The 26,266-nt window shown below is 68.9% G+C and carries 25 protein-coding genes; 13 read left to right on the forward strand and 12 right to left on the reverse strand.

What is annotated here, in order from left to right:
- From U3653_RS29885 to U3653_RS29900, 4 genes are all read right to left on the reverse strand, one after another.
- Positions 1-1,607: amino acid adenylation domain-containing protein (locus tag U3653_RS29885; protein WP_195082977.1), on the reverse strand; the 1,607-nt coding region annotated here is incomplete at its 3' end.
- A gap of 511 nt (positions 1,608-2,118) precedes the next feature.
- Positions 2,119-2,253, reverse strand: a complete 135-nt coding sequence (locus U3653_RS29890) for a hypothetical protein (protein ID WP_323124644.1) — start codon at positions 2,251-2,253, stop codon at positions 2,119-2,121.
- Positions 2,254-2,351: 98 nt separating this feature from the next.
- Entirely contained in the window at positions 2,352-3,086 is a 735-nt protein-coding gene (locus U3653_RS29895) for a cache domain-containing protein (protein WP_195082978.1), read from the reverse strand.
- Between the two features lie 3 nt (positions 3,087-3,089).
- On the reverse strand, positions 3,090-3,812 hold the full coding sequence (locus U3653_RS29900) for a FadR/GntR family transcriptional regulator (protein ID WP_323124643.1): 723 nt from the start codon (positions 3,810-3,812) through the stop codon (positions 3,090-3,092).
- A gap of 382 nt (positions 3,813-4,194) precedes the next feature.
- Here U3653_RS29900 and U3653_RS29905 point away from each other — a divergent pair, with 382 nt between their 5' ends.
- The gene (locus U3653_RS29905; RefSeq protein WP_195082979.1) at positions 4,195-4,458 is read left to right on the forward strand and encodes a hypothetical protein; all 264 of its coding nucleotides are present in this window, start codon (positions 4,195-4,197) and stop codon (positions 4,456-4,458) included.
- 147 nt (positions 4,459-4,605) lie between these two features.
- Here the strand turns inward: U3653_RS29905 and U3653_RS29910 are convergent, their stop codons facing one another.
- Positions 4,606-6,207, reverse strand: coding sequence for an aldehyde dehydrogenase (NADP(+)) (locus U3653_RS29910; protein ID WP_195082980.1), 1,602 nt, complete (start codon positions 6,205-6,207; stop codon positions 4,606-4,608).
- Complete coding sequence (gene kdgD / locus U3653_RS29915; RefSeq protein ID WP_195082981.1) at positions 6,207-7,121, reverse strand: 5-dehydro-4-deoxyglucarate dehydratase; 915 nt, start codon at positions 7,119-7,121, stop codon at positions 6,207-6,209. Before kdgD ends, U3653_RS29910 begins: the two co-directional genes overlap by 1 nt.
- A 102-nt stretch (positions 7,122-7,223) precedes the next feature.
- Between kdgD and U3653_RS29920 the strand changes: the two genes are divergently transcribed.
- From U3653_RS29920 to U3653_RS29965, 10 genes are all read left to right on the forward strand, one after another.
- Positions 7,224-8,147 (forward strand): LysR substrate-binding domain-containing protein, encoded by a 924-nt coding sequence (locus U3653_RS29920; protein ID WP_195082982.1) that lies wholly within the window; start codon positions 7,224-7,226, stop codon positions 8,145-8,147.
- 125 nt (positions 8,148-8,272) lie between these two features.
- The gene (locus U3653_RS29925; RefSeq protein ID WP_195082983.1) at positions 8,273-9,679 is read left to right on the forward strand and encodes an MFS transporter; all 1,407 of its coding nucleotides are present in this window, start codon (positions 8,273-8,275) and stop codon (positions 9,677-9,679) included.
- Positions 9,676-11,022, forward strand: a complete 1,347-nt coding sequence (gene gudD / locus U3653_RS29930; RefSeq protein WP_195082984.1) for a glucarate dehydratase — start codon at positions 9,676-9,678, stop codon at positions 11,020-11,022. Before U3653_RS29925 ends, gudD begins: the two co-directional genes overlap by 4 nt.
- Positions 11,023-11,175: 153 nt before the next feature.
- The gene (locus U3653_RS29935; protein ID WP_195082985.1) at positions 11,176-11,739 is read left to right on the forward strand and encodes a hypothetical protein; all 564 of its coding nucleotides are present in this window, start codon (positions 11,176-11,178) and stop codon (positions 11,737-11,739) included.
- Complete coding sequence (locus U3653_RS29940; protein WP_195082986.1) at positions 11,736-12,374, forward strand: hypothetical protein; 639 nt, start codon at positions 11,736-11,738, stop codon at positions 12,372-12,374. The genes U3653_RS29935 and U3653_RS29940 overlap by 4 nt, the downstream gene beginning before the upstream one ends.
- A gap of 16 nt (positions 12,375-12,390) precedes the next feature.
- A complete protein-coding gene (locus tag U3653_RS29945) occupies positions 12,391-13,266 on the forward strand; it encodes a lysophospholipid acyltransferase family protein (protein WP_195082987.1) in 876 nt (291 codons plus the stop codon).
- A gap of 76 nt (positions 13,267-13,342) precedes the next feature.
- The gene (locus U3653_RS29950; protein ID WP_435406602.1) at positions 13,343-15,217 is read left to right on the forward strand and encodes a hypothetical protein; all 1,875 of its coding nucleotides are present in this window, start codon (positions 13,343-13,345) and stop codon (positions 15,215-15,217) included.
- The gene (locus tag U3653_RS29955; RefSeq protein ID WP_195082988.1) at positions 15,214-15,402 is read left to right on the forward strand and encodes a hypothetical protein; all 189 of its coding nucleotides are present in this window, start codon (positions 15,214-15,216) and stop codon (positions 15,400-15,402) included. Before U3653_RS29950 ends, U3653_RS29955 begins: the two co-directional genes overlap by 4 nt.
- Complete coding sequence (locus U3653_RS29960; RefSeq protein ID WP_195082989.1) at positions 15,402-15,788, forward strand: hypothetical protein; 387 nt, start codon at positions 15,402-15,404, stop codon at positions 15,786-15,788. Before U3653_RS29955 ends, U3653_RS29960 begins: the two co-directional genes overlap by 1 nt.
- A complete protein-coding gene (locus U3653_RS29965; RefSeq protein ID WP_195082990.1) occupies positions 15,785-17,152 on the forward strand; it encodes a hypothetical protein in 1,368 nt (455 codons plus the stop codon). Before U3653_RS29960 ends, U3653_RS29965 begins: the two co-directional genes overlap by 4 nt.
- A 9-nt stretch (positions 17,153-17,161) precedes the next feature.
- Here U3653_RS29965 and U3653_RS29970 read toward each other — a convergent pair whose 3' ends face one another.
- The gene (locus U3653_RS29970; protein ID WP_195082991.1) at positions 17,162-17,581 is read right to left on the reverse strand and encodes a recombinase family protein; all 420 of its coding nucleotides are present in this window, start codon (positions 17,579-17,581) and stop codon (positions 17,162-17,164) included.
- A 633-nt stretch (positions 17,582-18,214) separates the two neighbouring features.
- Here U3653_RS29970 and U3653_RS29975 point away from each other — a divergent pair.
- A complete protein-coding gene (locus U3653_RS29975; protein ID WP_195082992.1) occupies positions 18,215-19,015 on the forward strand; it encodes a MerR family transcriptional regulator in 801 nt (266 codons plus the stop codon).
- Positions 19,012-19,869, forward strand: a complete 858-nt coding sequence (locus U3653_RS29980; RefSeq protein ID WP_195082993.1) for a hypothetical protein — start codon at positions 19,012-19,014, stop codon at positions 19,867-19,869. Before U3653_RS29975 ends, U3653_RS29980 begins: the two co-directional genes overlap by 4 nt.
- Positions 19,870-20,756: 887 nt before the next feature.
- Here U3653_RS29980 and U3653_RS29985 read toward each other — a convergent pair.
- The 5 genes from U3653_RS29985 to U3653_RS30005 form a co-directional block, all read right to left on the reverse strand.
- Positions 20,757-21,785, reverse strand: coding sequence for a methyltransferase (locus U3653_RS29985; protein ID WP_195082994.1), 1,029 nt, complete (start codon positions 21,783-21,785; stop codon positions 20,757-20,759).
- Between the two features lie 45 nt (positions 21,786-21,830).
- Positions 21,831-23,600: a sensor histidine kinase gene (locus U3653_RS29990; protein WP_195082995.1), complete on the reverse strand. Its 1,770-nt coding sequence runs from the start codon at positions 23,598-23,600 to the stop codon at positions 21,831-21,833.
- 46 nt (positions 23,601-23,646) lie between these two features.
- A complete protein-coding gene (locus tag U3653_RS29995; protein ID WP_195082996.1) occupies positions 23,647-24,303 on the reverse strand; it encodes a response regulator in 657 nt (218 codons plus the stop codon).
- A 246-nt stretch (positions 24,304-24,549) separates the two neighbouring features.
- Entirely contained in the window at positions 24,550-25,206 is a 657-nt protein-coding gene (locus U3653_RS30000) for a DUF2267 domain-containing protein (RefSeq protein ID WP_323124642.1), read from the reverse strand.
- A gap of 123 nt (positions 25,207-25,329) precedes the next feature.
- Positions 25,330-26,241 carry a DUF302 domain-containing protein gene (locus U3653_RS30005; RefSeq protein WP_195082998.1) on the reverse strand — a complete coding sequence of 304 codons (912 nt, stop codon included), beginning with the start codon at positions 26,239-26,241 and terminating at the stop codon, positions 25,330-25,332.
- Between the last annotated feature and the right edge of the window lie 25 nt (positions 26,242-26,266).

Here is a 26,266-nt window from a genome sequence, read left to right on the forward strand (position 1 = left end):
AACTCCCGCACCGCGAACACCGGCTCCGGCAACGCCGCCCGATCCAACTTCCCCACCGGCGTCAACGGAATCTCATCCAACACCATGATCGACGCCGGAATCATGTACGCGGGCAACGACTCGGCGATGAAGTCGAACAGCGCCGCGGTGTCGAATTCGGCCCCGACGCCCACCGCGTGCGCCTCCGGCAGCACATAGGACACCAACATGGTCGTGCCGTTCTGCTGCCGCTTGCCCAACGTCACCGCGAACTCCACATCGGGGTGGCGGCTGAGCGCGTCATCGATCTCGCCCAGTTCGACGCGGAAGCCGCGCACCTTCACCTGGAAGTCGGAACGTCCGAGGACCTCGATGCCGCCCCCGGCCAGCCTGCGGGCCAGGTCGCCGGTGCGGTACATGCGTGACCCGGGATTGCCCGCTTCGCCGCCGAAAGGGTTGGCCACGAAGCGCGCCGCGGTGAGCCCTCGCCGGTTCAGATAGCCTTCCGCCAGCGCGGGACCGGACAGATACAGCTCACCGACCACTCCGGCCGGGGCCGGGCGCAATCGGGAATCCAGCACGAACAGGCCGAATCCCGGTATCGCGTTGCCGATGGTGATCGTCTCGCCCGCCACGAGCGGCGCACTGCTGGTCGCGATGACCGTGGCCTCGGTGGGGCCGTAACCGTTGATCATCGCGCGGCCGTTCCCGCTCCACCGGCTGACCAGGTGCGGGCCGAACCGGTCCCCGATGACCATCACGACGCGCAGATCGTCCAGGCCGGCCGGGTCGACCGATTCCAGCGCTCCCGGTGTGATCAGCATGTGCGTGACGTGTTCGCGGCGCAGCAGATCGGCGAGTTCGAACCCGCCGAACACCGTCGGCGGCGCGATCACCAGGGTGGATCCGGTGGCGAAAGCCAGCAGCAGTTCCAGCACCGAGACATCGAAGTTCGGCGAGCAGATGTGCATCACCCGCGAGCCTTCGGTGACGTCGTAGCGCTCGCGTTCGGACGCCACCATCGCGCCCAATCCGGAGTGGGTGACCACGACACCCTTCGGCTTGCCGGTCGAACCCGAGGTGAAGATGACGTAGGCGGGATGCTGCTCGGTGAGCGGCCGCACCCGATCGGCATACGAAACCGGGTGCGCGGGCCGCTGCGCGATCCGCTCCTGGTCGCGTGGGTCGTCGAGGTCGATCCACGGGATGGACGTGCCGAGCGCTTCACGGTACGCGGAGGTGGTCAGGCCGAGCGCGGCTCCGGAATCGGACACCATGTAGGCGATCCGCTCGGGCGGGTAGGTGGGATCGATCGGCACGTAGGCGGCGCCCGTCTTGGCGATCGCCCACACCGACAACACCGACTCGATGGAGCGCCGGATACCGATGGCCACCACGTCACCGGGGCCGAGGCCACGGTCGATCAACTCCCGTGCCAGCCGAGACGAGGCTTCGTCGAGCTCTCGATAGGTCAGCTGGGCGTCATCGGCGGGGTCACCTGTCGGATTGAACCGGATCGCCACGGTGTCGGCGGCGGACTCCACCGCGGCCGTGAGCAGTTGCCCGAAGAGTAGACCGCCGGAACGGCGACGGCGGTTTCCACGCGCAGAACGGCGGTCCATCTTCATTTTCCGTGCTCTCCTTCAAGTGGTGCCGGCACTCGCGGCCGTACACCAACGATCCAACCCACAACCTCGCTACTTGCTCGCAATGGTGTCGCAGACAGCCTGCGGGCACGCTCGCGAGCAGCCCCGGACCGTCTGGTCCCGTCGGGACAGTACACAGCCGGTAACCCGCTTACGGCACGGCATACTGCGGCGCCGGCGAATTATGCTGTGTCTCACACCTTTCACTGATCAAGTGTGCCAACGCGGCGCGACTCAGACGATGATTCCGGTCGACCCGCTCGACTGGCTCCCCGAACTCCATCGCGAGGATTTCTTCCCCCACTTCTGAGATGGCAAGCCGATCAGGCTATCTCACGCCCCCCGGTGCCGTAGTCGCGGGACCTCGCTCGTGCTCCGACCTCGATGATCCTTCGGATTCGCGTCCGCGGCATCAGGGGAGTGCGCAGGCGGGGCCGCCGCCGGAACCGTCGATTTACCCGGCGCGCAACATCCGCAGCAGCAGGCACAGCGGTCACGTTGCCGATCCGGACGCGACCGACCCCGTTTCCGCGAGGGACGCCTCCGGCTGGATCGGCGCGGCGTGTGCGGTCGCCAGTGGTGCCAGGAGTGTGGCCGTCGCGAGGGTGCCCGCGGTGATCGCCTTCATGGGGACGAGTATTCGGCGAACTCCTCCGTCCCGCACGACCCTATTCATCGGGGCGCGGCGCACGCCATCGGGCCCGTGTCAGCGGCTGCCCGTCGGCATCAGTGCGAACCCAGCGGCTGCAACGACCACGATGTCGCCTCGATCGGCACCGCCGCGGCGGATCGCGCCACGCGGCCGGTCTTGGATCCGGTGAGGAATTCGGGATCGGTTCCCATGATGACGCGGCCTTCGCTGTTGACCAGCACCACTCGCCGACCGAATGCCCGGAATCGGGGCAGCAGGACTTCCTCGATCGAAGCGACCGGCACATCGGCGCCGGCGATTCCGAGGAAAGCGCCGGAATCGATCGTCACCGGTATCGCGAAGGTGCAGACATATTGATCGGTACACGCGTAATCGAGGCACGGGCCGTGTACCCAGCGCCGACCCTGGTCGCGCGGAATCGCGAACCATTCCATGGTCGTGTAGTCGTAGAAGTATTCACTGTGGGGATTCAGTTCCAGCACAAGGCGTTGCGATCCGGTCGCGGTGCCGAGAAACCACCATTCCAAGTATCGGGGGCGATCCGCCAGAACGCCGTCAGCCATCACCACGCCCGCGCTTTCGAGCAATTCTCCGCGGCGCTCCAGTTCGCCGACAATGGTGTCGCGCAGCGGTGCGAGATCCGTCGACCGCGGCGGGCGCTGCGCCTTCGCGGTGTAGCTTCCCCATAGCGTCGTCAGCGCGTCTCCGATGACGCCCAGCGATCGGTAGATCTCCTCGGCCAATTCCGTGACGGCGTGAACGAGCGATTCGACGGTCACCGGGGCGCGAGAACTATCGGTATCCCTCATCGATCAACTGAGCTCCAAGCGTAAGGCGACGAGGCGGCGGATGCGTGATTCGGTTTGTGATTCTGCCAGTTCTCTGGCCCGGATGTCGTCTTCTCTTTCGATCGCGTCCACCAGGTCGCGATGAGCGGTGGCTTCGGCCGCCGGATCGAGTTTCAGCCGGGGCAACCAGAGCAAGGCGGAGAGTTCCGTCTGCAGCGCCACTTGGGCGCGGGTCAGACGGGTGGATTGCGCACACACCGCCATCTCGATATGGAAGCGGCTGTCGGCCCTGCGCGCCGAAATGGGCTCGCTGCTGACCTGTAGCCGGTCGGCCAGGGAACGCAGCCGTGCGATATCGGCCCGCAACCCACGGCGGGCGGCGAACACCGCGGCGGCTCCGGTGACGGCGAAGTGTTCGTCCCCGAGATCGCGCAATTCTTGAACGCTCATTTTCCTCAGACGCGCCAACGCGGTGCCCTCGAGGATTTCCGCCGCGCCGCGGATGAAGCTGCCGCCGCCGCGTCCGCGCTTGGTCTGCACAATGCCCTGCTGCCGGAGTACGGCCAGCGCCTCCCGTAGCGTCATCGTGGAGACGCCCAATTGGTTGGCGAGGTCGGTCTCACTGGGCAACTGCTGGCCGTCGACCATCAGGCCCAGACTGATGGCGGCGCAGAGTCGCTGCACCACGGCCTCGGTCTTCGGGCCGCCACCCTCGAGGGGGGCCAGCACGGCGCCGAGCGCGGTCAATCCGGCGCTCTCCTGCTTGGACAACGCGACTCCTCGCGTGGAATGTAACTCGATCCTAGCCAACGAACACTTGAACTATGAACTCTCGAGTTAGAGGTCAGTATCGCTGATCCGCGCTCTCCCGGTCGCGGCAGGATTGCCCCCCTTGTGCTCGGCTAACTTAACGCAATCCTTACCTGGCACCCGTTGAACTATGAAATCTAATGTCTTATGTTCAAACCCGTGCAACTGTCTTTCCTGGCACCGGGACGCGGCGGCGTCACGAACAGCCCTAGCGTCCACCGACGGTCACCCCGTCGCGGCCGTGCCGAGGCGTCGCGGCGGGGGCTGCGAACGGTGGGCGACGGTCGGCACGACTACAGGCAAATGGTGCGGAGCCACGGTGTCCGCGATGGATGACGTGCGCCATACCGAAGTCGACGGTGTTCGCGTGACCTGGCGTTTCGTACAGCATCACCTGATCGCGATCGTGGCCGTCCACAACGCCTCCGACGCTTCGCCCGTGGTCTCGTTCGGCCCGGGCAGCTATCCCGACCTCGCGCAGGCGCGTGAGCTTCTTCCGGAACTGGCGCGGCTGTGGGACGCGGTGCGCCGCGAATTCTGGGCGAAACTCATCCCGCCGTTCGGGCAGACAGCTTGGGCGTGACCCGGCTTCCGCCACGTCGGCGCGCGCATCGCCTGGACCTGCGCCCCGCCACCCGTGGCCGCTCGGACCGGTCGAGCCGGTGCTTGCGGCTGCGCGCCCGGCTTCGAGGCCGGGCGCGCAGCGTCGTACCCGCGCGGGAACCGGATCTCAGTCCCGCGTGATGGCCCCGTCCACGCGCCGCCAGATGCCGAGCGGGTTGTCCGCGCGGATCTCGTCGGCGAGCAGGTCGTCGGGGACGTTCTGGTAGGCGACCGGGCGCAGGAAGCGCTCGATGGCGCGGCTGCCGACAGAGGTGGTCGATGGCGCGCTGGTCGCGGGGAACGGGCCGCCGTGAACCACCGCGTGGCCGACCTCCACCCCGGTGGGCCAGCCGTCGAACAGCACCCGGCCCGCGATCAGTTCCAGCCTGCCGAGCAGGGTCACGGCGAGCTCGCGATCCGAGGGCGCGGCGTGCACCGTGGCGGTGAGCTGGCCCTCGAGCTCGTCCACCAGGGCGGCGAACTGCTCATCGCCGGTCACCCGGACGATGATCGAGGCGGGCCCGAACACCTCTTCCTGCAGTTCGCGGTCGGCGCGGAAGCGCTCACCGGTGGTCACGAACAACTGCGGCACGCCGGTGCACACCGCCTCGGCGCCGGCGCCCTTCGCGACGGTTCGCACGGCGTCGGTGGCGGCCAAGCGGCGTACGCCCGCGTCGAACGCGGAGGCGATGCCCGCGTTCAGCATCGGCGCGCCGGACGCGGCGGCGACCGCGGCGCTCGCCGCCGCGACGAAATCGTCCGCTCCGGGACCGTCGGCCAGGAAGACCAAGCCGGGGCTCGTGCACAGCTGCCCGACGCCGGTGGTCAGGGAGGCGACGAATTCGGCGCCGAGCCGCGCTCCGTGCTCGGCCAGGGCGCCCGGCAGCACGAACACCGGATTCACGCTGGACATCTCCGCGAACACGGGGATGGGTACCGGCCGCGCCGCGGCCGCCGCGACGAGCGCGAGCCCCGCCCGTCGCGACCCGGTGAAGCCGACCGCCCGGATGCGTGGGTCGCGCACCAGCGCCAAGCCGGTCTCCACGCCGCCGTGGACCAGCGAGAAGGTGCCCTCGGGCAGGTCGTGCTCCCGTACGGCCGCACGCACCGCGCGGCCCACCAACTCGGAGGTGCCCGGATGGGCAGGATGGGCCTTCACTACCACCGGCGCGCCCGCCGCCAGCGCGGAGGCGGTGTCGCCGCCGGCCACCGAGAAAGCCAGGGGGAAGTTGCTCGCCGCGAACACCGCGACCGGGCCGAGCGGGATGCGGCGCTGGCGCAGGTCGGGTTTGGGCAGCGGGCTGCGCGCCGGGTCGGGCCGGTCCAGCCGGGCGCCGGTCCAGCTGCCCTCCCGCACCACCTCGGCGAAGAGCCGGAGCTGGCCGGTGGTGCGGCCGATCTCGGAACGCACGCGGGACTCGGGGAGTCCGGTCTCGGCGATCACCCGGTGGACCAGGGCATCGCCGAGCGCATCGATTTCGCGCGCGATGGTGTCCAGGAACGCCGCGCGCGCGTCGAAGCCGGTATGCCGGTAGCGCTCGAAGGCGGCCGCGGCCAGTTCGGCGGCGCGGGCGACCGTCGCGGCGTCGGCTTCGCCGTACACCGGGTCGAGGTCGGCGCCGGTCGCCGGATCCGTCGCCCGGAACGCTCCGGCTGCGCCGTGGACGTCCACGGCGCCCACCAAGTTGGCGCCGGTCAGAAGTGCGGCATCGGTGTGTGCGGTGGTCATCAGCTCACTTTCTTCACAAGGTCGGCCAGCTCGGCGAGTTCGACTTCGTCGAGGTCGGTCAGCGGGCTGCGGACCGGGCCGGCCGGGCGTCCGATCACTTTCATGCCCGCCTTGATGATGCTCACCGCGTAGCCCGGCTTCCGGTTGCGCAGGTCGCAGTAGGGAATCACGAAGTCGTTCAACGCGGTGCGCACGAACTCGGTGTCGCCCGCCCGCAGAGCCCGGTAGAAGGCCAGCGCGAATTCCGGGACGAAGTTGTAGATCGCCGAGGAGTAAGTGGTGACGCCGAGGGCCAGGTACGGCAGCGCGAACATCTCCGCGGTCGGCAGGCCGCCCACGTAGGTGAGCCGGTCGCCCAGAGCGGCGTAGATGCGGGTCATCTGCTCGATGTTCCCGATGCCGTCCTTGAATCCGACCAGGTTCGGGCACCGGTCGGCGAGTTCGGCGACGGCGGTCTCGGTGTAGGCGGCGTTGGCCCGCGAATAGATGATCACGCCCAGCTCGGTGGCCGCGCACACCTGCCGGACGTGCGCGACCAGTCCCTCCTGGCTGGCCTCGGTGAGGTAGGGCGGCAGCAGCAGGATCCCGTGCGCGCCCGCGCGTTCGGCCGCGCGTGCCATCTCCACGGCGGTGGCGGTGCCGTATCCGGCCGGTGCGATCACCGGCAGCCCCTCGGGCGCCTCGGCCACCGCGGCGGTGACCACCTGCTCCACCTCGGCAGGGGTCAGCGAGAAGAATTCGCCGGTGCCGCCCGCGGCGAAGAGGCCGGAGGCGTCGTAACCGCCGAGCCAGGCGATGTTCTCCCGGTAGGCGGCCTCGTCGAAGGAGCCGTCGGCGCGCAGATGGGTGACCGGGAAGGACAGCAGCCCGGAGCCGAGCTTGCGGGCGATGTCCTGCGGTGCGGCAGTGGTCATGGGGCTCTCCTGTTCGATGGGCCGTGTGAGCCCACCCTAGGAACGACTTATGATTCACGTCCAACACTGTTTGCATATCTTTCAATACAAGGTCGGTATCGAATGTTCACCTTCGTGCAGCTCACCCACTTCGTGGCCGTCGCCGAGGAACTGCACTTCGGACGCGCCGCCGAACGCCTCCGGATGACCCAGCCGCCGCTGAGCAGGCAGATCCAGCTGCTCGAGAAGGAAGTGGGCGCCGAACTGTTCGACCGTGCCAATCGCACCGTGCGGCTCACCCGGGCCGGTCAGGCGTTCCTGGTAGATGCCCGCCGCCTGTTGCAACAGGCCGAGCGCGCGACTTTGGCGGTGCGCCGGGTCTCGGCGGGCACCGGCGGCGTGCTGCGTGTGGGTTTCACCGGGGCCAGCGTGCACTCCGGCCTGCCCTTGGTGCTGGCGACCGCCCGTTCGCTACTGCCGGACGTCGACGTGGAACTGCGCGAACTGGTGACGATGGACCAAGTGGAGGCGCTCTCGGACGGATCGCTGGATCTGGGCATGGTGCGCCCGCCGATCACCCGGCCCGATCTGACCGCCCGTACGTTCGTGCGGGAGGGCCTGATCGCCGCGTTGCCCGGCGGGCATCCGCTGGCGGCGTCGTCCGAGCCGCTGCCGGTCTCGGCGTTGCACGGCGCCGACATGGTCATGCATGCGCCGGTCGAGGCGCGCTACTTCCACGAATTGGTGACCAGCGTGCTGCACGCCGCGGCGGTGGTGCCGGTGGTGACCCAGTACATGACCCAGGTGCACAGCATCCTCGCTTTGGTCAACCTGGGGTGGGGCGTGGCGCTGGTGCCCGAATCGGCGGCGGGAATGCGATTCGACAACGTGCGGTACCGGCCGCTGGCCGAAGCCGGGAAGGCGGTCGAACTCGATCTCGTCTGGCGGCAGGACAACGAGAACCCGGCCCTGGCCCGCTTGCTCCACGGGCTGGAGCAGCAGGCCGAACCGTCGTCCGATACCTTTCCTGTATCGATTCATCCGTAAATAGTGTTGGACGGGAATCGTGCCTGCTCTCTAAGTTCGGTGCTGTGAGGCGAGTCACTCGCCCCGATGATCTCTTCCCACAGCACCGCGCAGCGCGGTGGTGGTTCGACCGAAAGGAGTGGACGATGTCGTTCACTCGGCAGCCGACGGCAGAACTGGATGCGGCCGTATCAAAGTTCTTTCGACGCGTCGTTCCGCTGTTCATCGTCATGTTGATCTGCAATCAAATCAACCGAGCCAATATCGGTTACGCCCGCGAATACCTCGAAGCGGACGTCGGCATCGGCGCCGCCGCGTACGGGTTCGGCGCGGGCGTGTTCTTCATCGCCTACGCGCTGTTCGAATTGCCGAGCAACGTGATGATGGAAAAGTTCGGCGCCAGGATCTGGCTCACCAGGATCATGGTCAGCTGGGGGTTGATCTCCGCGGCGATGATGTTCGTGCAGAACGCGACGATGTTCTACGTCCTGCGGTTCCTGCTCGGCGCCGCCGAGGCGGGATTCTTCCCCGCCGTGATCTTCTACCTGGCCAAATGGTTGCCCAACAGCCACCGCGGACGCGCCACCGCGCTCTTCGTCGCCGGATCGTCGATCGCGGCCGCGATCTCGGGGCCGCTGTCCGGACCGCTGCTTTCGCTCGACGGCGGCGGCGGGCTGCACGGCTGGCAATGGATGTTCGGCATCGAGGGAATGGTCTCGGTGATCGTCGGCTGTATCGCCTTCTTCTTCCTCGATTCCCGGATCGAGGACGCGAAATGGCTGACGGCGGGGGAACGAAAAGCATTGAACGAGACCATCGCCGCGGAGGAAGCCGACAAGGCCGTGCGTTCGGGCGTCGCGCACAAAGCGTCACGCTGGCGCATGCTCGCCGATCCGAAACTGCTGCTGTTCTGCTGGATCTATTTCGCCATCCAGCTTTCCATCTACGCCAATACGTTCTGGCTGCCCTCGATCATCCGCCGTATCGACGGCGTGAACGACATCACCGTCGGTCTGCTGGCCTCGCTGCCGTGGATCTGCGCCGTGGTGGCTATGTACGTCTCGGCCCGGATCGGTGACCGCACCGGCAACCGGCGGCCGCTGCTGATCATCGCGCTGCTCACCGCGGCGGCCGGCACCTACCTGGCCGCGATCACCTCGCCGTGGCTCGCCCTGGTGTTCCTGTGCATCGCCGCCATGGGCTTCAAGAGCGCAAGCCCACTGTTCTGGTCCATCCCGCAGTCGGGGCTGCACCCGTTGGTGCTGGCGCCCGCCATCGCCATCATCAACTCCATCGGCAACCTCGGCGGCTTCGTCGCACCGTACGGCTTCGGCCTGGTGAAATCGGCCACCGGCGAGGTGACCTGGGGTCTGTACGCGCTGGCCGCGGCGTCGGTGCTCGCCGCCGCATCGGTGCTGCTGGTGCGGCGTCACGCGGGATCCGGAACCGTCGACACCGATTCGCGTGCCGCCGCCGCCGAACCTTCCGTCGATCGCGCACCGGTCGGCTCCCCGAACACTCTTGCCGTCACCACCTCGGAGAATCGGTCATGACATCCTCGTCCCGCACTCCTCGCATCACCGGCATGCGCGTCGTCCCGATCGCGGGCCACGACAGCATGCTGCTCAACCTGAGCGGCGCGCACGCTCCCTACTTCACCCGGAACCTGGTGATCCTCACCGATTCCGAGGGCCGGACGGGGGTGGGGGAGGTGCCCGGCGGCGAACGCATCCGCACCACCCTCACCGACGCCGTCGACCTGGTGCTCGGCCGCTCGATCGGCGAGTACCACGCCGTGCTCGGCGACATCCGAAGCACCTTCGCCGCCCGCGACGCGGGTGGGCGCGGCAACCAGACGTTCGATCTGCGGGTCACCGTGCACGCGGTCACCGCCGTGGAATCCGCGCTGCTGGATCTGCTCGGCCAGCATCTGGACGTGCCGGTGGCCGCGCTGCTGGGCGACGGAGTGCAGCGCACCGAGGTACCGGTGCTCGGCTACCTGTTCTTCGTCGGCGATCGCACCCGCACCGACCTGCCGTACCGATCCGCCGCCGACGAGCCCGCCGACGCCGACACCTGGCAGCGGCTGCGGCACGAGGCGGCGCTCACGCCGGACGCGGTGGTGGCGCTGGCCCGCGCCGCCCGCGAGCGTTACGGCTTCCGCGATTTCAAACTCAAGGGAGGCGTGCTGGCCGGGCGGGAAGAGGCGGCCGCGGTGCGCGCGCTCGCCGAGGAGTTCCCGGACGCCCGCATCACGCTGGACCCCAACGGCGGGTGGTTGCTGAGCGAAGCGGTGCAGCTGTGCCGTGAGCTCACCGGCGTTCTCGCCTACGCCGAAGATCCGGTCGGCCCGGAGGGCTCCTACTCCGGTCGTGAGGTGATGGCCGAGTTCAAGCGGGCCACCGGCCTGCCCACCGCCACCAACATGATCGCCACGGACTGGCGCGAACTCGGCCACACCGTCCGGGCGGGCGCGGTCGACATCCCACTCGCCGACCCGCACTTCTGGACCATGGCGGGCTCGGTGCGGGTGGCGCAGCTGTGCGACGCGTGGGGCCTGACCTGGGGCTCGCACTCCAACAACCATTTCGACGTCTCCCTGGCGATGTTCACCCACGTCGCCGCGGCCGCCCCCGGCGCGATCACCGCCATCGATACCCATTGGATCTGGCAAGACGGTCAGCGCATCACGCGGGAGCCCTACCGCATCACCGACGGCCTGCTGACCGTGCCGTCTCGCCCCGGTCTGGGCGTCGAACTCGACGAGGAACAGGTCGCGGCCGCGAACGAGCTCTACCACCGGGAGGGCTTGGGCGATCGCGACGACGCCGCGATCATGCAGTATCTCGTGCCGGGCTGGCGCTTCGACAGCAAGCGTCCGGCGCTGGTGCGCTGAACCGCCCACGGGCCGGTCGGACATCACGGATGAGGGGGTGTCCGGCCGGCCCGGCTCGTCGGCGATGTCCGTCGAAGCCTCTTGACGAACATACGTTTGGGAGCCCCCTCAGGAGGCATTACCCCAGCGGACAAGCTCGACAAGGAGGTTCGGATGTCGGCTGCAGTTTGGGTAATCATCGTCGTCATCGCCATTGTCGTCATCGCGGCCGCTGTCGCGCTCCTGGTCCGGCCGATGCTGCGCAGACAGCGACTACGCCGCAGATTCGGCCCGGAATACGACCGCACGGTGCAGGAGCACGAGGACCGCAAGACCGCGGAGCGCGAACTCGCCGAACGCGAGCGCAGGCACGCGCAATTGCGGTTGCGTGAGCTGTCGGACGACGAGAAGCGGGTCTATTCCACTCGCTGGGTAGAGGTGCAGGAGCGATTCATCGACGACCCCGCCGGGGCGTTGAGCGAAGCCGACCGCCTCGTCACCACCATCATGGCCGAGCGCGGCTACCCCACGGAGAACTACGAGCAGCAGTTGGCCGATCTGTCCGTGGAGCACGCCGAGCCGCTGGGCCACTATCGCGCCGCGCACGACATCGCGACCCGGCCCGCCGGGGCGGCGGTGTCCACCGAGGACCGACGCACGGCCATCGTGCACTACCGGGAAGTGTTCCAAGATCTGATCGGCGTGGGCAGCCAGGGCAAGAAGGACGTGAAAGCATGAGCACCGAATCCGAGCGCCGACCCTACGGCGATGGGGCGGAAGGGAATTCGACGGCGGGGGAGAGCCGGGCAGAATCGCGGTACGACGGAACCGGGGCGGCCGACCGTCCGCAGACCGGACCGGTCGTGGACCCCGCTGCGGTAGAGCACGAGTCCGGGCAGGTCGCGGCGTCGGGCGGGATCGATGACGCCGAACGCGCGCAGGCCACCGGTGCGCCCGGATCGGGTACGCCCGCCGCCGCGGCCGCAGGCGCCGAGCCGGTCCGCGCGGATGCCGCGGCGCGACAGCAGACCATCGGCACCGAGTCCGGTGGCGCCGCGGCGGCCGAGCAAGCCGCGCCGACGGCGGAAGCCGCGGAGGCACGGCCCGAGCCGTTGTTCCCGGAAGCCGATCTCGATCGCCTGCGCACCCAGTGGCGAGAAGTGCAGGTCGCCTTCGTCGACGATCCCCGTGCCGCGGTCGATCGCGCGGACGAACTGCTCGGCAACACCATTCACCAGCTGACCGCCACCTACGAGCAGCGCAAGCACGAACTGGACTCGCGGCTCGGCGACACGTCCGACACCGAGGGGCTGCGGCAGGCGCTGCGCGGGTACCGGGCGTTCTTCGACCAGCTGCTCTCGATCGGCGGCTAGCGGAAAGACCTTGCGCATGAATGTCTTCCGATTGGCCGGCGGCACGGTCGACCGGGCGACGGACTGGGTCGCCCGGCAGGTGAAGCAGCGGGTTCCCGCCGCCGACCCCGCCGATCGCGACCCGCAGTTCATCGCGAGCACCGTGGATCTGGGCTGGCGGCTCGTCCGCCTCTACTTCCGCGCCGAGGTACGCGGCCTGGAGCGGATCCCGGAAGAGGGGCCGGTGTTGCTGGTGGGCAACCACTCCGGCGGGAACGTGTCGCCGGAGGTTTTGGTGACCACGCTGGCCTTCGTGCGGCGTTTCGGACCGCACCGGCCCTTCTTCCAGCTCGCCCACGACATGGTGATGGCCTATCCGGTGATCGGCTCGTTGCTGCGCCGCTTCGGGACGGTCAACGCCGACCCCGCCAATGCGGAGCAAGTGCTGCGTGACGGCGCGGCGGTGCTGGTCTATCCCGGTGGCGATTGGGAGGTGCACCGGCCGACCTGGGAGGAGGACCGGATCGACTTCGCCGGTCGCACCGGATTCCTTCGCCTGGCCTGGAACCAGGGCGTTCCGATCGTTCCGGTGGTGAACATCGGGGCGCAGCAGAGTCAGCTGGTGCTCACCCGGGGTGATCGGATCGCGCGCCTGCTACGGCTGGATCGGATGTTGCGGCTGAAGGTGTTCCCGATCTCCATCGCTCTGCCGTGGGGGCTGAACGTCGGTGATCTCGCCGGGCATCTTCCGTTGCCGAGCAAGATCACCGTCGAGTTCCTCGACCCGATCGATCTGCGCGAAGCGATCGGGCCCGAACTCGATCTCGACGCGGCCTACCGGTACGTCACCGGCATCATGCAAGGCGCGCTGACCAGGCTCGACGAGGAGCGCGCCCTGCCCATCGTCGGTTGACCGGAAGCGGCGGTGCGATCGCGCCCGAAGACGGCCACCTTCGTGATACTGTAAGTAACATATATTCGCTCGTGTGATGGAGGTCACCATGCGCGATGTCGCGCATGCAAGGATCGAATGGTTCGCCGCACCCGGTGCCGAGGGCGGCGGAGCGGCGCTGGACCAGGTGGCGATCATGACCGGCGCCGCCGGTCTGGTCGCGGTCGTTCTGCTGTGGGTCGGGTATCTGCACCGAACCCGCCGGATCACCTGGTTGCAGCGCGTCGCCGACCGGATCGGGCGACTGTTCAACCGGCCCGGCTGGGTCGCCCTTCCGCTCGCGATGTTCCTCGCGACCATCCTGACCGCGCTGCTCGGCTTCATCTGGGATGTCAGCTTGCACGTCGGCAACGGCCGCGACAACGGGCCGCTGGCGAACCCGGCGCACTACTTCATCCTGGCGGGACTGTTCTTCCTGTTCACCGCCGGAATGTCGGCGATCGTGCTGCCTTTGGACGAGAAGCCCGGCGCGGCGGCCGTGCGGATCACCCGCACCTGGTACGCGCCCGTCGGCGGCATCCTCATCGCGGGCGCCGGTCTCTACGCCTTGATCGGTTTCCCCCTCGACGACATCTGGCATCGGCTGTTCGGGCAGGACGTCACGCTCTGGGGCCCGACGCATCTGATGCTGATCGGCGGCGCAGGCTTGTCACTGGTCGGAGTGTTGCTGCTCGAATTCGAAGGCAGGCACAGCAAACCGGAGCCCGACCGCGCCGACGGCAGGCTGATGTGGCTGCTGCGTTCCTTCGCCTTCGGCGGCCTGCTCATCGGGCTCTCGGTGTTCCAAGTGGAGTTCGACTTCGGGGTGCAGCAGTTCCGGCTCGTCCTGCAGCCGATGCTGATCGCCGCCGCGGCCGCGATCTCCCTCGTCGCCGCCCGCGCCAGCCTGGGGCCGTTCAGCACACTGGTGGTGGTCGGCTTCGCCGCCTTGGTCCGCGCCGTGGTCGCCGTGCTGGTCGGCGGACCGGTCATCGACGCGCCGCGCAATGTCTTCCCGCTCTATCTCGGCTGCGCGGTGGTGGTGGAACTGCTCGCGCTGCTGCCGCTCATCCGGCGGCCGATCTGGTGGGGCGCGCTGTGCGGCCTCGGCATCGCGACGGTCGGGCTGTGGCTGGAATCCCTGTGGGTCGGGGCGATGTTCGTCAATCCGTGGCCGGCCGCCATGTGGCCGGAACTGCTCGCGATGGCCGTGCCCACCGGCGTCGCGGGCGGTGTCGTCGGGGCGCTGCTGGCGATGACGCTGCGCGGCGAGCCGCTGCCGCGCCCGGCGGTGCGGCGCGGGTTGATGGTCGCCGCGGTCGTGATCGTGGCGGCCGCCACCGCCAACGGGTTGCTGGTCGACGTGCCGCCGCAGGCCACCGCCACGGTCGCGCTGCGCGACGCCGGATCGGGCCCGGAAGGCAGGATGGTGCTGGCCGACGTTCGCGTCACGCCCGCCGACCTCGTCGGCTCCGATCCGGAATGGATGCAGATCCTGTCCTGGCAAGGTGGCATCGGCGGTGACAGTCCTGGCCGCGGTCTGGTCGTCGATCACCTGCAACGAGTGGGCGCCGGACACTATGTCTCCACCGAACCCGTCCCGGCCTACGGGTCGTGGAAGACCGTGCTGCGACTGCAGGACGGGCGCGTCCTGACCGCCGCGCCGATCTTCATGGCCGCCGACCCCGGCATCGGCGTGGAAGAGGTTCCCGCGCTCACGTCGTTCACCCGCCCGTTCATCGCCGAGATCACGGTGCTGCAGCGGGAGCGCTCGTTCGACTACCCATCCTGGCTGTTCGGCGCGGCGTCGCTGGTGGTGCTGGTGTGCAGTCTCATCCTCGTCGGCGCGCTGTCCTGGGGTGCGGCGCGGATCAACGACCGATACCCGCATGCGAGCCGGGCGGCGGTGGCGGAACCGGCGGTGGCGCGATGACCCGAGGCTCGGGCAGCGTGGACGTGCTGGCCGATCACTCGCTCCTGCTCGCGATACCGGCCTTCCTGCCCGCCTTGGCCGTGGTGGCCGTCGTCGTGTTCGTCGCCGTGCGCGACCGCCGCGCCGAGGAACGCGATCGCACGCCAGGGGCGCCGTCCGAGCACGGCGCGGAGAAGGAGCGGTGATGGCCTCCGTGCGGCGCTGGGGCGCGCTCGCACTGCTGTGTGGTCTGCTGGTGACCGGCTGCGCCTCCTCCGAGCCCGCCACCGCCCCGTCGACGAGCGTGCCCGCAGGCGACTCCGACAGCCTCGTCGTCGCCGTCCGGATCGCGGCCGGGGAGGTGAGCCCGGCCGAGGTCCGCTTGGAGACCCGGGTGGGACGACCCATCGAGGTGGTGGTCGACAGCGACGCCGACGACGAATTGCACGTCCACGCCTCGCCGCAGCACACGTTCGCGATCACACCGGGGACCGGTCAGCGTTTCCGCTTCACCGTGGACGTGCCGGGGCGGGTGGAGATCGAACTGCACCACGCCCGGCGAACGGTGGCGACCCTGCTCGTGCGCGGATGACGGTTCTCGCACACGGCATCGGCGGTGCCGCCGATCTGCCGATCCCGTTGTCGTACGCGCTCGTCGGTGCCGCATGGGCCCTCACGTTCTCGTTCGCGGTGCTGGTGCTCGCCTGGCGCGAACCGCGACTGGATCCGCGGTCACCGGGAATCGCGGTCCCCTCGCTGGTGCGTGCGATCGTGGACGCCAGGGCTTTGCGGGTGGCTATCTCGGCGGTGAGCGTGACCGTCACGGTCGTGGTCGTCGTGATCGGCGTTTTGGGAAGTTCTGATCCGGCGCGCAATCCCGTGCCAGGTGTCGTGTACATCTTCCTCTGGGTCGGTGTGATGGTCGCCTCGCTGGTCGCCGGACCCGTGTGGAAGGTCTTGTCCCCGGTGCGCGCCGTGCACCGGGCGCTCTGCCTGGTGCGGCGCCGTGAACCCGGGCACGGCCCGGTACGGTATCCCGATTCTTGGGGACACTGGCCCGCGGTGCTGGGTCTGTTCTCCTTCGTGTGGATGGAATTGGCCTGTCCGGAACCGGGTTCGGTGGCCGTCGTGACCACCTGGCTGGTGGCATACCTCGTCGTGAACACCACCGGGCTCGTCCTGTGCGGCACCGCGTGGGCCGAGCGTGCCGACCCGCTGGAGGTGTACAGCAGTCTGCTGGGCAGGTTGAGCCCGTTGGGCCGTCGCGCGACCGGCGAACTCGTGCTGCGATCGCCATTGGACAATCTGGCCGGCACGCCGGTCCGCATCGGCGCGGTGGCCGTGGCCGCCACCCTGCTGGGCTCGACCGCGTTCGACAGCTTCTCCACCTTCCCTTCCTGGCGCGGACTGCTGGCCGACACGGGCGGATCCGAGGTCATGCCGACCGTGCTGAAAACGGCGGGGCTGCTGAGTTTCATCGTGGTCGTCGGCGTCGCGTTCCGGACTGCCGCACAGGCCACCGGAGGCCTGCCCGCAGCCGAGCGGAAATTGCTACCCGCCCGCCTCGCGCACAGCCTGACCCCGATCGTCGCGGGCTATCTCGTGGCGCACTACCTCACGTTCTTGGTCGAGAAGGGCCAGGCGACGGCGCTGTTGTTCGCGGATCCGTTCGGACGGGGATGGAACCTGGCCGGCCTCGCCGACCGCGACGTCGCCTATCTGCTGTCCACCCACCCCGCCGTGCTGGGCACGATCAAGGTGCTGGCCGTGGTGATCGGCCATATCCTCGGCGTCGCCGCCGCGCACGACCGCTGCCTGCAGTTGCTGCCACGAGCCCATCGGGTCACGGGTCAGCTGGCCTTGATGCTCACCATGGTCGGTTTCACCTTCACCGGTCTCTACTTGCTGTTGGAACACCCATTTGGCAGCGAATTCGCCACGAAAGTGGGTTCATAGCGCGTCTCCCTACCGTGTCGGTCTCGCCGGGCTTGCCCCGCCGTCGCTCGACAGCGGATGTCGCGTGCCGATGGGGAGCAGTGGATGGGCCTCGGCGCTCAAGGCGACCAGCGCCTCGACGTCGAGCAAGCTGGCTTTGGTGTAGGTGAAGGTGGTCGGCTGTCGTCGTCGCGGCGACGTGGTGTCCGACGACGTGCGGAGAGTGCCGAGCACGTCGAGGGTGCTGCGCGGTGTAGTGGGCTGGCCGAGGCTGTCGGGGTGGGCGCGGGCGGGTTCGTTGGCGGTGTCGGCGCTGTCGGCCAGATGCAGCCATCCCAGTTCGTCGGGGAACAGCCGCCGCCAGGCGTCGGCCTCGGCGCACTCGGCCAGCATGTGCCGCGGCATCTTCGCCCAGCCGCGGGAAGGGTCGCCGGCGACGGTGCACGACACCGACGACGGTTTCGCGGCGACGTACGGAACAAAGAACTCGACAAGCTGCTCAGCGCGGCCGAGCAGGGGTTTGAGGGACAGTCACCCGAGGTCCGGCGCCGAGGAAAGTTCCGGAGCTCCGTCGAACCGGGGTCCCGGTAGTCGCGCGCCGCTGACAGTTGCGCCCAGATGATCGATTCCGAAAGTGCCACCTCGATGCACCCAGCGCCTGCGTGAACCTGCGTGTCGCATCCACCATCTACGCCCTTCCAACGTTCTTGCCGTGCCGTTGTTCGTCCACGACAAACCAACGAATTCGGTACGTCGGCGCATTCGCGCCGAACAACAGGCCTCCACGAGCTCACGCTCGAGGAGACCGCAACTGCCCGGATCCTCCACTACGAAAAGCTGGATCCTTGACCATCGGCCCGAACCAGCGATAGACCTGGGCGACAAAGCGCCCGCGTCATGAGGGCGAAGTGACGTCACTATTCGCCGTCACGATCACGGCTGAACTGACACACGCGGCTTCCGATTTCACCGATAACCGACGCCGGAATTCACTGGCACAACCACGCCCGGTCGCACAGCGGTGCACGGCTGCTGCGAATCTTCGCTTGACATTGTCGCGGCGACAACGTTTTCACTGGTGCTATGCGGATCAGAGAACTCGCCGACGCCGTCGGCATCACCACCCGTGCCGTGCGGTACTACCACCGCATCGGACTGCTGCCGGAACCCCCGCGCCAACCCAACGGTTACCGTCGATACTCGCTGCGCGACGCTGTCGAGCTCGCTCGGATCCGCCGTCTCGCCGAGCTGGGTTTGAACTTGGACGAGGTCGGTGACGTCCTGGCCGAGGACGCGGGCAAGGACTTGGTCGAAGTGCTCGTCGAGCTGGAGGCGGACCTGGCGCGCCAGGAGGCGTCCATCCGACAGCGCCGCGCCCGCTTGGCGCAGCTGCTGCGGCAGGCGGAGGAGGGCGGCGGGCTGTCCGCCGACGCGCCGGTTTCCCCGGCGCTGGCCGCGCTGTTCGACGACATGGCCCGCGCCGGCGCCCGCCATCCCGGTCCGGAGCCGGCGATGGCGGTCAAAGAACGCGAGCTGCTGGCGCTGCTGGAGACCAGCGCACCGGTCGATGACGGGTGGCTCGACGGCATGATGCGCGCGCTGAGGGCTGATCCGGAGGCCATGACGCGCGCGTATGAGATCTATGTCCAGCTCGACGAGCTGTCGGGACTACCCGAGGACGATCCTCGGGTGGAGCAGGCAGCCCGTGCCGTTGTCGCCGCCATGCCGGAGGGGATGCTGGAGGCGCTGAGCTTTCCTGGCGATCAGCAGCTGGAGCCGCCGGGCGGGAATGGTTTCGCCGAAGCGTTTTTCGCGGACTTCGCACCGGCGCAGGCGGCGGCGATACGTCGCGCCATCGAATTGCTGCAGGAGCGGGGACGATGAAGGGACTGTCGGCGCTGCGCACGGCCGTGCGGTGGTCATTCGCGGCGGTGCTGCCCGGCGAATCTGCGCTCGTCGTTTGCCGGGTGTCCGGGACATCCATCGCACCGCCTGTGCGGTTGGCCGTGGAGCTATCGGTGTTCGCCGTGCTGACGGCGGCGGCCACGCTGCTGGCCCTGGACTCCCACCGGCGCCGCCGCGCCGCCCTGACCTGGCGTCAGGCGATCACGGCTGCCGTCACGGATCTGGTTCCCGCGGTCGTACGCAAGCTCGTCGCGCACGAGTTCGCTCTCGTCACCAGCTTTCTGCGCTGGGCAACTCGTCGCGGTCCCCACGGTGTGCGCGACGGCGACGTGGCGGTGCCGTACGCCTCCGGGCAGGCGGCCGTCATGTACGGCTTCCTCGTCGTCTGCGTCGTGGAGACTGCGGCTCTCGCGTACCTCATCCCGTGGCCGCTGGTGCACGCGGTCGTCCTCGTCATCGACGTATGGGGGGTCTTCTTCGTCACCGCGTTGCATGCCTCCTGTGTCGTCCGCCCGCACGTCATCGGCGCCGACGGCTCGCTGCGGCTGCGTTACGGGGCGCTGCTCGACATCCACATCCCCGCCGAGCGCATAGCATCCGTCCGCGTGCACCGCCGGTACCCTGACACCCGACTGGCGGCCGTGGACAGCGACGCCGCGGCAGACCTCGCCGTAGCCGGCCAGACGTCGGTCACCGTGTCGCTGACCGAACCGATCGTCTTCACCAGGCCGTTGGGCAAGCCGGCGCGGGCTCGCACCTTCCGCTACTTCGCCGAAGACCCCGCCTCCGCTGTCACCCAACTCCGCGCTCGCGCGTCCCTCGACAGAAGCTGAACCCCGCGTTCCACACATGTGGTCCTCAGGTATCAGCTCAGAATCAATTCTGCGAATGGGGACACTCTTCCGTAGCGAACCCGCAAACCAGCGGCGGATCTACAACCGATCCGACACAAAGGCAGCCGGCGACGGGGGGTTGCGCTCCCTCTGACCGTCTCGAGGTGCGCGGCCACCGACTTCATGCGTACTGCCGCCCTGTTCGTGAGATCGTCGTGGACTCGGTTGCACACCCTGGACATCACCTTCGAAGGCTGACTCAGCGCTGGACGAAAGTTACCCGATCAAACCGGGTTACACCGTTGGGTGGACAGACCCGCGTCACGACGTGACCATCCACCACGGGACAGCCTCCCTCCAGATCGCCGACCGCGCTCTCGCTCTGCCGCCTAAGCTGGCTACCCTCGTTCACCAGCTGGTAGCACAACCACCGCAGCCACACGGCGCTCGCGGCCTCCTTCGAGCGCGCATCGTCCTTGCTGTTCCCCGGTACGAGTCCCAAGTGGCCGCTGGGTGCCAATCGCTTGTGCGGCCAGAACACGCCGAACTCCGGGAGCAGTCGATCGATCCTTGAAGTTCGGAGCATCAGGGGGAGTGGTGCTACCGCCGGAGGGGGTGGGCAAGGTGACTATCACCTCGCGCCGTCCCCGCACGGCAGCGACGGTTACCGCACCGCCTACCCCGGCGCCACCGACACCCGCCTCACTCGTGTATACGGCGCAGAGCCGGACACCCGGCCGTACCCCGAAGAACGCTCTCGGCGCATCTGGTCCGGCCACCGATTCGACACCCTGGACCTGATCACCTGAGGCGGTCCTCGGCTCGCACGTGCTGTCGCGACGCGGATCGGCGATGAGCGCGGGTAGCCGCGACCATTGTCGGCATTCTCACCCGCCGCCGTTTCGATCGGCCGGGAGCAACTCGACGATCGAGCGCGAGCCGGCCGCGACGACCGAACCGACCCGCAGGCGCGCGGATTCGGCGATCTCGCGCAGTCCGCCCAGCGTGCGTTCCCGGCCGCGGACGTAGCACAGCATCCGCAGGTCTCCTTCGGTGTCCGGCGGGCCGCCGCCGGCATCGCCGATATGGTCCACAACGAGCACCCTTCCGTGCTCCGCGGCCGCGTCGGCGCATCGCCGCAAGATGCGGACGGCGGCCTCGTCGTCCCAGTCGTGCAGGACACCGGAGAGCAGATAACCGCCCGCTCCGGCGGGAAGGGGATCGAAGAAGCTGCCCACTCGCGCGTCGGCCCGGTGCTCGAGGCCCGCGGCGCGAATGGCCCGCCGGGCGCGAGCCGCCGGGCCCGCCAAGTCGACCACCGTCCCGCGCAATGCGTCATGGGCGCGAAGAAGGGCGATGAGCAAGCTGGCATCGCCTCCACCGACATCGATGACGTGACCGAGCGCGCCCCACGGGTAGGCGCCGGCCACCAGCGGGGCGTCGGCCACCAAACGGGCCCCCATCAGAGCGTCGAACGACGCGCCCAGCGCCGGATCGGCGGACAGGTCCTCCCAGAACGGCCGGCCGAACTGCCGCGGAAAAGCGGGCTCGCCGGTGCGGACGGTGTGCAACAGGTGGACGAAGCACAGATCGGCGCGCCCGACGGCGCCCTCCAGATCGAGCCAGCGTCGCACGCCTTCCGGATGGTCGTCACGCAGGCGCTCACCCAGCGACGTCAGCCCGTAGCCGCCGCTACCCTGACGAGCGAGCACGCCCGCGGTCACCAGGTGCTCCAGCACACGCGCCAGCGCGTCCCGGTCCGCGTCCACCGCTGCGGCGAGCGCCTCGCTCGTGCGCCTGCCCGCGGCGACGTGGTCGGCCAGCCGCAACGTCGCCGCCACGCGGATGGCCATCGGCGTCACGAGGTCGGCGGCCGCCCACAGCGCCCCACCCCATTCGGTCGGTTCCTCGGCCATGGCCCTCCTCGCTCGTCGGCTCCGGCTCGCCGCTCGCCGCGACGGTCAGCGCAGCGGCACCTGCCAGCACAACCGGGTGCCCGCGGCACGCCCGTCCGGCCCGGTTCCGGCCGTGAGGGTGAAAGTCCCGGCCGCTTCCTCGGCACGCCTGGCGAGATTCGTCAGGCCGCTCGGGGCGACATCGGGCGGCAGCCCGCAGCCGTGGTCCTCGACGACGATGATCAGATCGTCGGCCACCGTGATGTCGATCGTGACCGCGTCGGCGCCGGAGTGTCGGACGGCGTTGCTGACCGCTTCGCGGACCACGGCTTCGGCGTGATCGGCGAGTTCGGGGTCGATGACCGAGAGCGGTCCGCTGATGCGCACGGACGTGCGGATGCCACTGGGGGCGGTCTGCTGGCGGATGGCTTCCTCGATGCGCCTGCGCACCCGCGCGCTGTCGCTGTTGCCACCGTGCAGGTCGAAGATCGAGGTGCGGATCTCCTGGACGACGTCTTGCAGGTCGTTGATCGCTTCGGTGATGCGTTCGCGCACTTCGGGAACGCGGGTGCGGGGGACGGTGCCCTGCAGGCTCAGTCCGACGGCGAACAGTCGTTGAATGACGTGGTCGTGCAGGTCGCGGGCGATGCGGTCGCGATCGGAGAGGATGTCCAGTTCGCGCATGCGCCGTTGCGCGTCGGCCAGTTGCATCGCCAGAGCGGCCTGGTCGGTGAAGGCGGAGATCAGTTCGAGGATCTCGTTGTCGTAGGGCGCCGATTCCGCCGCCCGCAGCGCGACCAGCACGCCCACCGTGGAGTCGGAGGTCTGCATGGGCAGCACGAGCGCGGGCCCGGCGTCGGGAAAGATCTTGCCGAGATCCGCGCGGCGCGCGTCGTCCACCCGCTGGGGAGAATGCAGCCGGAACGCCTGCCCGATGGTGGTGTCGCCCAAAGGCAGCTCGATGAGCCGCTGATCGGGCGCGACCCCGGCGGTGTGGGTGATCAACAGCTCGGTGATCTCGTCGGGCGGCCCTTCCGAGTCCGGGACCACGGCGAGGTAGGTCCGTGCGGAGCCGGTGAGCCGGTGTGTGGCTTCGACGAGGTGGGTGAGGACCTGGCCGGGGGCGGTGCCCGCGAGGAATTCGGTGGTGATGTCGCGGGTGGCTTCGATCCAGGCCTGGCGGGTGCGGGCGGATTCGTAGAGGTGGGCGTTGTCGATGGCGATGCCCGCGGCGGCGGCGAGGGCGCGCACGATGACCTCGTCGTCTTCGGTGAAGGGTTGGCCGCCCTTCTTCTCGGTGAGGTAGAGGTTGCCGAACACTTCGTCGCGGATGCGGACGGGTACACCGAGGAAGGTGCGCATCGGCGGGTGGTGGGCGGGGAATCCGACCGAGGAGGGGTGGTCGGCGAGGTTGTCGAGCCGGATCGGTTTGGGCTGGCTGAACAACAGTCCGAGGACGCCGTGGCCCTGGGGGAGGTCACCGATCAATTCGCGGGTCGGTTCGTCGATGCCTTCGTAGATGAACTGGGTGAGTTGCTGGTCGTGGCCGCGGATGCCGAGTGCGCCGTAGCGGGCGTCGACCAGCGAGATGGCGGTGTGCACGATGGTGCGCAGCGTGCGGTTGAGATCGAGGCCGGAAGTGACGGTGAGCATGGCCTCGACGAGGCCGTCCATGCGGTCACGGGCGTCGATGATCTGTTCGATCCGATCCTTGACCTCGCCGAGCAGTTCGCGCAGCCGCAGTTGCGACAGCGTATCGCGCACGGAATAGGTGTCGGCCGGCGCGAAATCGGTCGTCTGCGCCCCTGGAACGCCGTCGGCGCGGCTGCTGGCCATGACTCAAGACTATTTCACCCGATTGCGGAAATGAACGCCGCCACGGTCAGAAGTCGATGGTGGTGCCCGAAGGCCGGGAACGGAGTTTGGAGGCGTAGACCGCGGCCTGGGTGCGCCGTTCCAGGCCGAGTTTGGCGAGCAGGCGGGACACGTAGTTCTTCACCGTCTTCTCGGCCAGGAACATACGTTGCGCGATCTGGCGGTTGGTCAGTCCTTCGCCGAGCAGGTCGAGCAGTTTGCGTTCCTGATCGGTGAGCCCGGCCAGCGGGCCGTCGTTGTCGGTGTTGGCGCGCAGTCGCTGCATCAGGGCGGCGGCGGCGCGGTTGTCCAGCAGCGACCGCCCCGCGCCGACTTCCTTGATGGCCTTGGCCAGTTCCATGCCCTTGATGTCCTTGACCACGTAGCCGCTGGCTCCGGCGAGGATCGCGTCCAGCATCGCCTGCTCGTCGGTGAACGAGGTGAGGATCAGGCACCGCAGATCGTCGAGCTTGGACAGCAGGTCACGGCAGAGTTCGATGCCGTTGCCGTCGGGCAGGCGCACGTCCAGAACGGCCACGTCCGGCCTGAGCGCCGGGATGCGGGCGAGGGCTTGGGCGACGTCGCCTGCTTCGCCGATCACGGTGAGCTCCGGGTCGTCGGAGAGCAGGTCGGCGAGGCCGCGGCGGACGATCTCATGGTCGTCGACCAGAAAAACCGTGATCATCTAGTGTCCAATCCGGGAGCTGGGGTGGGCTCGAGGATGGCGGGTGCCGCTGCGACGGGGTCGGCGGTCCAATCCGGGAGCTGGGGTGGGCTCGACACTACGCATCGGGCGGCCTGCTCGGTACGGACCAAAGTCCCTTCCTGCGTGGCCACCACGAACCCCACACACGCAGGTGATTCGCTGTCGGCGCAAACGTACCGCGCCGGAACGAAGTATCCGGTACGACCGGCCGGAGCCGGGCAGCGATCAGGTCGGCGCTTCGGAGCGGGTGAGCCCTTCGGCGAACAGGATCCGGTGGGCCTGCTGCGCGGCGGAGACCTGCGCGGCGTCGGGCGGCTGGCCACCGGAGAGTTCTTCCAGGCTGCGGGCGAGCACCGCCACCGCGTCGGTGAGCGCCCGCAGCCGGCTGTCCAGTTCATCGACACGAGACGTTTCCGGGGGCGTGACCGCGGTCGCCTGCTCGTGCATGGTGCCCGCGAGGTCGGCTCCGCGCAGTACGGCCCGCAGATCTTCCGGCAGCAGCGCGAACACGTGATCGAGCTGGCCGGGCGAGAACAAGTCGGCCAGCGCTTCGGTCACCGCCCCCGCGAGGGCGTAGGCCTCGTCCCGGGAGACGCCCGCTTCCTGCGCGAACTGGTCGAGGAAGGACGGCACGTCGTGCGGGAAGGGGACGCGGGCGGGCACCCACCCCTCGTAGAAGATCCCGCGCAGCAGTTCGGGCAGCTGGGCGCTGAGGTGGGCGGCCGCGTTGACACCGATGCGGTCACGCACCGTGTGCAGCCAGGCACGCAGTGCGCGGTGCGCGAATGCGCGGTCTTCGGTGGCGAGTTCGTCGGTCAGAGTGCGCAGCCACTCGTGCGCGGTGTGCACCGCGGGTGCGAGGGGGTCGCGGTGGTAGCTCATGACGTGTGCCTTTCCCGGGTGGATCGTGGTTGAGGTGCCATATCCACGCTGCTCGTCTGATCCCGGGACCGGTGAGAGGACTCGTACCCGCACTGACGGGACCATGGTCACCCGGACGCCGGATCACGTCCGCGCGGGCATCGAGTCGCGCAGGGTCGCCACAGCGGCGGCCAGCTGTCGCCGCAGCTCCCCGGCGACGGACCGCAGCCCCGGCGCGGCGGTGACGCAGACCAGCAGCTCCGGATCGGCCACCTCGACCTGCGTGCCGGTGCCGGTCGAACGCACCACGACACCGGCCGAGAACATCGCCCCCGCGTGGCGGTCGGCCAGCAGCGCCCGGTGGGTCAGCCGCGGATGGCAGACGCTCAGCAGCAGGTAGTTCTCGATCTGTTCGCCGATCTGCTCGCGCAGCGTCGCCCGCAGGTCCACTTCGGCGAGCACAACCAGTTCCGCACCGCGCAGGGCATCCCTGGTCCTGCGCACCGTCTCGTCGAAGGGTGCGTCGAGGTGCACCGCGACGGTGGCGACGGGGGCGACGGGCAACCTGATCTCGGTGAGCAGGCGCCGGGGGTCGGTGACCTCGTCCGGACCGACGAGGTAGGCCTCGGTGGGCGGGCCGATCGACCGGTAACCGCTGTCGCGCAACCATTCCCGCAGCGCCTGATAGGCCGCGCCGAGGTCGCGGTAGCTGCCGCGGTGGCAGGTTCGGGCGACCAGAGTTCCCGGCTGGACGACTACTTGCGCGCCGGAACCGGGCCCGAGGTTGGGCGCGGGCTCCACGGCGACGCCGAATTCCACCGCGACCGCCTCGCCTTCGGGCGGGTCGTCGCGGAAGGTGATCGTCGGCGCGCCGCTGGCGACCAACCCGGCCCGCCGCACGACGCGGGTCACTTCCCGCATTCCCTCGGCGATGTCCTCGCCGAGCAGGCCCGGGTCGGCACGCAGCCCGCGTGCCATCCGCAGCACCGTTTCCGGTGCCGCCTCCACCAGGGCGATCTGATACTCCACCGCGTCCTCCTCGATTCGTCGTGCCATGGGCGCGGGCCGCCCGCCCTTCCGG

The sequence above is a fragment of the Nocardia implantans genome, from assembly GCF_035544775.1.
In the GTDB taxonomy this organism is placed as follows: Bacteria; Actinomycetota; Actinomycetes; order Mycobacteriales; family Mycobacteriaceae; genus Nocardia; species Nocardia implantans.